A 5696-nucleotide genomic window follows, 5' to 3' on the forward strand; every position below is an offset into this window, starting at 1 on the left:
GGGGGGGGGGTATGACCTATCGGCCGAATTACCATCTGTCACCGCCACAGGGCCGACTGAATGACCCGAATGGCCTTTTCGTGGACGGCGAGACACTGCATGTGTTCTACCAGCATGATCCATGCTTTCCACATGCGCCGAAGAGAACTGGGTGGGGGCATGCGTCCGCGTCGCTCACGACAGCCGAGCGGTGGCGTCATCACCCCGATGCGCTGTATCCGGACATGCCCTATGACAAGCATGGTTGTTATTCGGGCGGCGCAGTCGTCGATGGCGATGATGTGTGGCTCTTCTATACCGGCAACCTGAAGGTAGACGGGCGCCGCATTCCGTCGCAGAATCGGGTCCGTGCGCTTGCTCCCTCCGGCCCAGAGGGTGGGATTCATCTTGCCGATTCTGGTTATCTCATGGATTCTCGCAACGATTGAGAAGTTCTTCCATAAGCGTCTCAAGGGCACTGTCGACTTCATGCTGACACCACTGTTGACGTTGCTCATCACTGGTTTCATCACCTTTGCCGCCATTGGTCCAGTACTGCGCACTGCAGGTGAATGGCTGGGTATTGGTCTTGCAAATCTGTACGAATTCGCGGGACCTGTGGGTGGCTTCTTGTTCGGCTTGGTCTACTCGCCAATTGTCATCACTGGTCTGCACCAGTCCTTCCCTCCAATCGAGTACATGCTGTGCGATCAGGGAGGCTCGTTCATTTTCGCGACGGCATCGATGGCCAATATCGCTCAAGGTGGTGCCGCACTGGCGGTGTACTTCCTGGCCAAGAGCGAGAAGCTCAAGAGTTTGGCAGGTGCGTCCGGTATGTCGGCACTATTCGGAATTACCGAGCCAGCCATCTTTGGTGTGAACCTACGTCTGCGCTGGCCGTTTTACATCGGCATGGGTGCCTCGGCCATTGCCTCAACCATGAAGGACGAGCCGAAGTCAGAAACTGCTGCGAAACCTGCTGTTACCGCAGAGAAGAAGTAAATCTGCCTCTCTTCGACGGTGAATCGCAGTTCCTGGTTGCAGCGCCTAAGGGGGGTAGGGCGCTGTGACCGTCGTAAAGCGGTTGCGATTCCGCGTCAGCCTGTCGATATTCTTTTATGCGAATAACTGCAATTAACGGCACGCAGGGAAAGGCTTCGGCGGTGACGCTATACGAAACGCTGGATACGGCTGGCGACAAGAAACAGGAACTGTTGACGCAGGACTACGGACGATTTGCCGTGCGAGCGGTCCTGGCGGGTATGTACCTGACGCTCGGAACGGCCTTCGCTGCGGTCGCTGGTCAAGTGGCAGAGGGCGTCGCGCCGGGGACTGGGGGACTGGTCTTTGCGTGCCTATTCGGGCTTGGGCTGTTCGCCATTGTGGTGCTCGGTGCAGAGCTTGCGACCGGCAGCATGATGTTTGTGTCCTGGTCCGCCGCACGCGGGCGCATGGCGTGGGGAGTTGCCTTTCGAATGGTGGCCGTCGCTACGTTCTACAACTTCATCGGTGCGGCGATTGTGGCGCTGGTGCTCAGCCAGAGCGCCAAGCTCGGTGGGATTGATGACACACATCTGATTTCCACCTTGACTGAGGGGAAGCTGGCCAAGCCGTTCTTCGGTGCCTTCGTTGAGGCGATGGGTGCGAATTTCGTGGTCAACATGGCTGTCTTAGGTGCGCTACAAGCCAAAGAAATCATTTCGAAGTTCGCTGTGATTCTGCCGATCATTGCAGTGTTCGTCGGGCTCGGACTCGAGCACGTGATTGCGAACTTCTCGTTGTTTTCCTTGGCCTTTTTCGCTGATCCGCATCCTACAGGCTTCGATGGTCTGCACATTACTGTTAACTGGGTGGCCGTGTGGCTAGGTAACTTCGTAGGTGGTGGCCTTGGGATCGGCGCGGTCTACGCCTGGTTGAACCAGACGAAGACCAGCTATGTTGACTAGGTTTTGAGCTTCGCCGCGCCCTAACCGGGCACCTATCTGACGGTCTATCCGACAGCCTGCCCGAAGAGCAGACCGACGAAGTAGGACACAATCAAACCGAGCGCACCACCAATTACCAGGCGCAGAGCAGCCTTGCCGGAGTGCGTGGAGCTGAGCTTGGCGCTGATGTAGCCGGTTAGAGCCAGAGTCACCATGGTGACAACAGTCACTGCGATTGCGCCAGAAGTGGGGCCGGTGAAAACCAGTGCCGCAATCATCGGCAGGATGGCGCCGAGTAGGAACGACAGTGCCGAAGAACCGGCAGCGGCCCAGGGGTTGGTAAGTTCCTCACCGTCAATGCCCAATTCCAGCTTTAGGTGAGCCGCCAGCGGATCGCTCTGTGCGATGCCGTGGGCAGCATCTTCGGCGATATGTTCTGGGATGCCGTAGCCAGAGAGAATGCCCACGAGCTCTTTATGCTCTTCATCTGGAAAGTTCTTAAGCTCGGCCTTTTCTTTGGCAATCAGTGCCCGCTCAGTATCGCGCTGGGTTGAAACCGAGACGTATTCACCCAGGGCCATCGAGATAGCCCCAGCGATAACGGCCGCGGCGCCAGCAGTCAGAATGGCTTCGCGAGAGGAACCTGCTGCAATCACGCTGAGCAAGATTAGAGCAGTGGAGACGATACCGTCGTTGGCTCCGAGGACTCCGGCGCGAAGCCAGTTGAGTTTCGCCGTCTCAGATGCCTTATGTGGTTCATGAGGATGTGTGTGCGTGGTCATGGCAGGACCTTTCTCCCATGTCAGCCCCATGCCTACGGGTGGTACGAGGCCTCACCATCGATTTAATGCCGATTCGGACACATTCTCAACCAGTGAAGTGAAACGAGGGGAGTCCTCTCGCTCGTAGCTCTTATGTCAGTCGGTGTGAGCGTTTGTGGAGGCCGGCGCGCGTCAATGTCAACACCGCGGTCAGCGCAATCAATGCACAGGTCAACATCGAAATAGCCATCGAGAGGGGCAGATTGGAACCAAGCCCCACCAGCGGGGAAACCGTGGCGGCCGCGAGGAACTGTGTGAAGCCCATCAGACCGGAACCTGAGCCAATTCCGATATCTCGAACCTCCTCAATTCCGAGTGCCGTGGCATTGGCGAAGATCAGCGGCATCATCGGTACCGTAATGAACAGCAACAGCCAAGTAGTGAAGAAAGTAATCCCGACGATGGCATTAATAATCAGGCCTATCGACGCCACGAGCATGACCGTAAGGGCAATTAAAATGCCCTTGCGGGGATGAAGCCGGTTGATCATCTTGCCGTTGAGGATTGACACAAATGTCAACATCGCTGCATTGGATGCGAATACGAGAGAAAACTGAGTAGGGGTGAGCCCCAGCAGCTCCTGGAAGATAAAGGGTGACGCAGCGATATAGGAAAACATCACCGAGAAGCCACCAGCGAAAGCCAACAAGTAGCCGACAAATACTGGCCGCCGCAGCAGCCTGCCAATATTGGGCAGGAGATTGCGCAGAGCGCCTGTGGAGCGTCGCTCAGGCGGCAGGGTTTCCGGAACCATCAGGATCACAATCGCGACCATCGCGACGTTGATGGCTGCGAGAAACCAGAACACGCTGCGCCAGCCGAATGCGGGGCCTAGAAAACCGCCCACAAGGGGAGCGATTGCCGGGGCGATGGAGGAAATGCCCATCAGCGTGGAGAAAGCTCTCGCTGATGCCTTGCCCGTCAAGAGGTCTGGTACTACAGAACGAGCCAGAACAACTGTGGAGCCACCAGCTAACCCCTGGAACAGGCGCATTGCAATAAGCGTGCCAATATTCGGTGCTACTGCACAGAGGATTGACGAGCCCAAGAACACCAAAGTCGCAATGAGAAGCAGCTTCTTGCGGCCCAAACTATCGGAGAGAGCGCCAATGACGAGCTGTCCAGCAGCCATGCCAATCATGAAGGTTGTCAGCGTGAGCTGAACCATCGACTCGGTCGTGGAGAACTCGCGTGCAATCTCCACGAAGGATGCCAGATATGTATCTGCGCCGAACGGGGCGGCGGCGGATAATAAGGCCAAGCCGGCAAGTAGCGATACCGGCAGCGTCTGTGCTGGCTGTGTCTGAGCGCTCCCGGAATGTTGATTTGTCACTGTCTCAGTATAGGGTTGCCGCACAAGGCATAAACCATGTTGGGGGCATGAAACTAAGGGATTTTGTTGTCCCGCACGAACGTGCCATAATACACAGGTTGCGCGAAGCGACTGCGTGCTGCTCTCAACGGTCTAGAACCGTAGTAAGCACGAGGTCAAAGCGATAGGAAAGCTACCTCTAGCAGGTGCTTCCGTCGTAAAGCGTAAACGCAAGACATAAAGACCGCGTGCGTTTAGGACGGAAATCTGACGCACAATGCAACCAGGTCAGGAGAAACGCAGTGATTCAGCAGGAATCCCGTCTGCGCGTTGCCGACAACACTGGTGCACGTGAAATCCAGTGCATCCGCGTTCTCGGTGGCTCGACCCGACGCTTCGCTGGCATTGGCGACACCATCGTCGCTACTGTCAAGGAAGCTGCTCCGGGCGGAAACGTCAAGGCAGGCGAAATCGTTAAGGCAGTTATCGTCCGCACGAAGAAGGAGACCCGTCGTCCGGACGGTTCCTACATCTCGTTCGACGAGAATGCAGCTGTCATCATCAAGGCCGACGGCGAGCCGAAGGGCACCCGTATTTTCGGCCCGGTCGCGCGTGAGCTGCGTGACAAGAAGTTCATGAAGATTGTCTCGCTCGCACCGGAGGTGATTTAAGTGAAGATCCGTAAGGGCGATACCGTGCTGGTTATCTCCGGTCCGGACAAGGGTGCTCAGGGCAAGGTCATCGAGGCCTACCCGAAGCGCGACAAGGTCCTGGTCGAGGGCGTTAACCGTATCAAGAAGCACGTTGCAAACTCCGCTGCGGAACGCGGCGCATCCTCGGGTGGCATTGTCACTCAGGAGGCTCCGATTCACGTGTCGAACGTCATGCTGGTCGACGAAGATGGTACCCCGACTCGCGTCGGCTACCGCTTCGATGAGGACGGCAAGAAGGTTCGCATCTCCCGCCGTACCGGGAAGGACATCTAAGCATGAGCGAAAACTACACCCCTCGTCTGAAGGCCCGTTACCGCGATGAAATTCGTGGCAAGATGCAGGAAGAGTTCTCCTACGAGAACGTCATGCAGATTCCGGGCGTCACCAAGGTCGTCGTCAACATGGGCGTCGGTGCTGCTGCTCAGGACAAGAAGCAGATCAACGGTGCAATCAACGACCTGACTCTGATCACCGGTCAGAAGCCGGAGACCCGTCGTGCCCGCAAGTCGATCGCTAACTTCAAGCTGCGTGAAGGCGACGCCATCGGCGCTCGCGTCACCCTGCGTGGTGACCGCATGTGGGAGTTCCTGGACCGCCTGCTGACCGTGGCTCTGCCACGAATCCGCGACTTCCGCGGCCTGTCTGATCAGCAGTTCGATGGTCACGGTAACTACACCTTCGGCCTTTCCGAGCAGACCATGTTCTACGAGATCGACGTTGACAAGATCGACCGCCCGCGCGGTATGGACATCACCGTCGTGACCACCGCTACTAACAATGAGGAAGGCCGCGCGCTGCTGCGCGAACTGGGCTTCCCGTTCAAGAAGTAGTCTCTACTTCTAAGGTAGCTTTTGCCTGAAGCCCTGGATGCCTCTTGGTATCCGGGGCTTTTTGCTGTTTTGTTAACTGTTTAGGGTTAAGTAAAGAAAAGTGTGTCTTTTCCGGG

Annotated in this window: 6 protein-coding genes and 2 pseudogenes; 6 read left to right on the forward strand and 2 right to left on the reverse strand. The window is 56.9% G+C overall.

Features of this window, described 5'->3' with window-relative positions; genetic code table 11:
• Nucleotides 1-11: 11 nt before the first annotated feature.
• From HMPREF2681_RS10980 to HMPREF2681_RS09320, 3 genes and pseudogenes are all read left to right on the forward strand, one after another.
• Nucleotides 12-395, forward strand: a pseudogene (locus tag HMPREF2681_RS10980) (glycoside hydrolase family 32 protein); the annotation flags it as partial.
• Nucleotides 379-921 (forward strand): annotated as a pseudogene (locus HMPREF2681_RS09315) (PTS transporter subunit EIIC); the annotation flags it as partial. The pseudogenes HMPREF2681_RS10980 and HMPREF2681_RS09315, both read left to right, overlap by 17 nt.
• Before the next feature lie 221 nt (nt 922-1142).
• Nucleotides 1143-1925, forward strand: coding sequence for a formate/nitrite transporter family protein (locus tag HMPREF2681_RS09320; RefSeq protein WP_042388404.1), 783 nt, complete (start codon nt 1143-1145; stop codon nt 1923-1925).
• A 44-nt stretch (nt 1926-1969) separates the two neighbouring features.
• Here HMPREF2681_RS09320 and HMPREF2681_RS09325 read toward each other — a convergent pair whose 3' ends face one another.
• Together HMPREF2681_RS09325 and HMPREF2681_RS09330 are read right to left on the reverse strand one after the other, a co-directional pair.
• Nucleotides 1970-2686, reverse strand: coding sequence for a VIT1/CCC1 transporter family protein (locus tag HMPREF2681_RS09325; RefSeq protein ID WP_070546910.1), 717 nt, complete (start codon nt 2684-2686; stop codon nt 1970-1972).
• 130 nt (nt 2687-2816) lie between these two features.
• Nucleotides 2817-4058: a multidrug effflux MFS transporter gene (locus HMPREF2681_RS09330; RefSeq protein WP_070546913.1), complete on the reverse strand. Its 1242-nt coding sequence runs from the start codon at nt 4056-4058 to the stop codon at nt 2817-2819.
• A gap of 281 nt (nt 4059-4339) precedes the next feature.
• Here HMPREF2681_RS09330 and rplN point away from each other — a divergent pair, with 281 nt between their 5' ends.
• Genes rplN through rplE form a run of 3 tightly spaced genes read left to right on the forward strand, consistent with a single transcriptional unit; the run spans nt 4340 to nt 5580 of the window.
• A complete protein-coding gene (rplN, locus tag HMPREF2681_RS09335; RefSeq protein ID WP_005510044.1) occupies nt 4340-4708 on the forward strand; it encodes a 50S ribosomal protein L14 in 369 nt (122 codons plus the stop codon).
• Nucleotides 4709-5023: a 50S ribosomal protein L24 gene (rplX, locus tag HMPREF2681_RS09340; protein ID WP_005509963.1), complete on the forward strand. Its 315-nt coding sequence runs from the start codon at nt 4709-4711 to the stop codon at nt 5021-5023.
• Between the two features lie 2 nt (nt 5024-5025).
• Nucleotides 5026-5580 carry a 50S ribosomal protein L5 gene (rplE, locus tag HMPREF2681_RS09345; RefSeq protein WP_005509901.1) on the forward strand — a complete coding sequence of 185 codons (555 nt, stop codon included), beginning with the start codon at nt 5026-5028 and terminating at the stop codon, nt 5578-5580.
• The last annotated feature ends 116 nt before the right edge of the window (nt 5581-5696 follow it).

This window comes from Corynebacterium sp. HMSC064H12 (assembly GCF_001809925.1).
Classification (GTDB): domain Bacteria; phylum Actinomycetota; class Actinomycetes; order Mycobacteriales; family Mycobacteriaceae; genus Corynebacterium; species Corynebacterium jeikeium_D.